At 61.1% G+C, this 2,607-nt stretch carries 2 protein-coding genes; both read left to right on the forward strand.

From position 1 onward, the window contains the following. Positions 1 to 253 precede the first annotated feature (253 nt). Positions 254 to 1,570 carry an HD domain-containing phosphohydrolase gene (locus tag ABI213_RS07105; protein WP_348026533.1) on the forward strand — a complete coding sequence of 439 codons (1,317 nt, stop codon included), beginning with the start codon at positions 254 to 256 and terminating at the stop codon, positions 1,568 to 1,570. 1 nt (position 1,571) lies between these two features. Continuing rightward, positions 1,572 to 2,607 (forward strand): PAS domain S-box protein (locus ABI213_RS07110; RefSeq protein WP_348026536.1); only part of this gene is annotated, 1,036 nt, incomplete at its 3' end.

Here is a 2,607-nt window from a genome sequence, read left to right on the forward strand (position 1 = left end):
AGGTACAAAAAAACATGCGGCGCGCGCAGTACACAAAATGTGGCGATTGGATTTAAGTTTGGAGGATTTTGGACGATAAGTTGGTTACACCAGGTTACATATTCGGGTGTTTTCGCCATCGAGTGCGCGGTTTCGTTATTTTTAGCCCCAAAGTCAATGTCTTTACTGTGAACTATTTCACGGTTAGTTACAAAATGTCACCCGCCGACGGCATAATTAAAAAATGCAATTTTTAACTGTATACGACTAAACCATGGGAGAAACTTCCTCTCGGTGGATAGACGTTGCCCAATTACGGCGGGGACTCTTCATACAGCTGGACCTGGGCTGGATGGACCATCCATTTCCCAAGGGCAGCTTCAAAATCACGTCGAACGACCAGATCAAGACGATTTTGTCTTTGGGCTTGAGCCAGGTACGCTACTTTCCGGACCAAAGCGATGCACCATCCGATAGCGCCCCGGCACCATTGATCGAGCCAGAAGGCTCGTCCCACCGGGCTTCTGGCCTTAGCGCGCCCAACCCTGAACAAGCGGTACAGCCTGCCTTGAGCGAGGCCGACATGCTGCGTGTGCAGCGCCGTGACCGGCTGGCGGCCCAGCGGCGCAGCCTAGCGGTGTGCGAGCGCCGGTTTGGTGAAGCCACCCAGCAGTACCGCAAGGTGGTAGAGCAGGCCAGCAGCCGGGCCGTGCAGATGCGCGAAGAAAGTACGGCCTTGATAGCCGGCTGTGTGGACGACATCCTCGCCGAAGGCGAGTCGGCGATCCGCCTGCTGTCCGAGGCCATGGGCGAGCGTAGCGCCGTGCATCCGGTGAATGTGATGGTGGTGTCGCTGTTGCTGGGTAAAGCACTGGGCCTGCCTGCCGCCGCACTCAAAGACCTGGGTCTGGCCGCGCTGCTGCACGACCTGGGCAAAGCCCAGATGGCCGAGCGCATGCGCTACCAGGACCCGGGTTTTTCGACATCCGAGCAGTTGGTCTACCAGGAGCATGTGGAGCACAGCCTGGTGATGGGGCGGCGCATGGGTTTGTCGGAAGACGTTTTGCGGTCGATTGCCCAGCACCACGAGCTGGCCGATGGCAGCGGTTTCCCCTCGGGTCTGGTGGGCGCAAATTTGTCGGCCAGCGGCAAGATTTTGGCCCTGGTGAACCGCTACGACAACCTGTGCAACCCGCCCCGGCTGGTCAACGCCATGACCCCGCACGAGGCCTTGTCGCTGATCTTTGCGCAGATGAAGGCACGCTTCGACACTGCCACGTTGGGGGCATTCATCCGCATGATGGGGGTGTACCCGCCAGGCTCGGTGGTACAGCTGCTGAACGACGGCTACGCGATGGTGGTGTCGGTCAACTCGACCCGGCCGCTGAAGCCGTATGTGATTGTGTTCGATGCCAACGTGCCGCGCGACGAGGCGCTGATGGTGGACCTGGAGCACACCCCCGAGCTGGGTATCCGGCGCAGCCTCAAGCCCTCCCAACTACCGCGTGCGGTGCAAGACTATTTGTCGCCCCGACAGCGGGTGTCGTATTTCTTTGAGCGGGTGGTCGGCACAGACCGGCCAGGTGCCTAGGGTGAACGCAGGTGTACTCGAGGCATTGATCGACAGCCTGCCCGATGCCGTGTGGATTGTTGCGCCCAGCGACTGCCGCATTGTGATGGTCAACACTGCGGCCGCCCAGCTGCTGGGCCTATCGCGCGACGCGATGCTGGGCCAGTTGGTTACCGATTTCAGCCCGACCCCCGAAGACCTGTATTTTTGGGCGGACGTGGCTGCTGGCCATGCCCCCCATGCGCAGCGCATCCATTCCGAAACGCTGGTGTTGCATGCCGATGGCCGAAGCCTTCAGGTGGAGCGCCGCGTCAGTCCGCTGGCCGTGGGCAGTGGGGACCTGGTGTATGTGGTGGCGCTGCGCGATCTGGGCCCGCTGCGCCGGATGGAAGACCGCCTGGAGCTGGTACTGGCCGAAATGCAGGCGACGCTGGAGTCCACGGTGGATGGCATTTTGGTGTGCAGTCTGGACGGCGTGGTGACGGTGCGCAACCGCCAGTTTGCCGAGCTCTGGGACCTGCCCGAAGCCTTGCTGGACCCGCACGTGGATGCCGCGCTGTACGCCCACATGGCCCGGGTGGTGGTGAATATTGCGGCCTACCAAAGGCGCATGGACTTCATCGTCAACACACCGCTGTACCAGGGCACCGACATGCTGTTGCTGCGCAGCGGGCGGATTCTGGAGCGGGTGACGCGGCCACAGATCAGCCTAGGGCGGTCGATTGGCCGGGTGTATTCGTTTCGTGACATCACCGCACGCGTGGAATCCGAGGCGCAACTGCAGTTGGCGGGGAAGGTGTTCGAGTCCAGCCTGGACGCGGTTTTTATTGCCGATGCGCAGCACCAAATTGTGGCAGTGAACCCCAGCTGCGAGCGCTTGAGCCGCTCCAGCCAGGTGCAATTTATCGGGCAGTTCGCCCCCGCGATGTTCCAGGACACCAGCGGTGGAGAGCTGTTCAACCGCGTTCAACGTGGCTGGCACCGCGAAGGCCATTGGGATGGTGAGGCCTTGCACCAACGCGGGGATGGCAGCACCTGTGTGGTGCATTTGTCGTGGG

Source organism: Rhodoferax sp. (assembly GCF_039922535.1).
Taxonomy (GTDB): domain Bacteria; phylum Pseudomonadota; class Gammaproteobacteria; order Burkholderiales; family Burkholderiaceae_C; genus Rhodoferax_B.